The organism is Thalassotalea montiporae (genome assembly GCF_053485855.1).
Window position 1 is genome coordinate 1 of sequence record NZ_JBQRUO010000021.1, and the last position, 568, is coordinate 568.

Genomic DNA, 568 nt, shown 5'->3' on the forward strand with positions numbered 1-568 from the left:
AATGTCTTGCCATAAGTCACTTAGTAGCTCTCTAGCGAGCATGGGTAAGTTGTTCTCACCATCTTCTAAGATGCCACTAATGGCATGTTGTGCCGGATAACGTCCTTTGGGCATGACAATGCCAAATTCTGCGAGTAAGCCTCGAAGCCGGTTTATAAGTGCAGTTCTGTCCTTGATAGCTCCTTGGCGAATACGATGTAGGCAAAGCACGGCTTGCTGCTCTTCGCTTTTGATGGTGACAAAGCGTGTTTTGGGGCGAGTTACGGCTTCGCATATCGCTTCGGCATCGTTAGCATCGTTCTTTTCGTTTTGGCGATAGGGAATAACAAATTTAGAGGCCATGATGCGTACTTCATGGCCAAGCTTCGTAAACTCTCTTGCCCAGTAGTGTGCGCCTGAGCAAGCTTCCATACCAATGATACACGCTGGCAACTTAGCAATTTCAGCTAACAGTTTGTTTCGCTTAACGGTTTTTCGTAATTGACACTTGTCATGACTATCGACACCGTGGATACTGAAAACAGATTTGGCTAAATCGATGCCAATTGCTTTAATTAGTGACATATGG

The 568-nt window shown here is 45.4% G+C and carries 1 protein-coding gene; it reads right to left on the bottom strand.

From position 1 onward, the window contains the following. The coding region (locus tag ACSLUR_RS19085; RefSeq protein WP_448556922.1) for an IS110 family RNA-guided transposase at positions 1-564 on the bottom strand (564 nt) is incomplete at its 3' end. Positions 565-568: the final 4 nt, after the last annotated feature.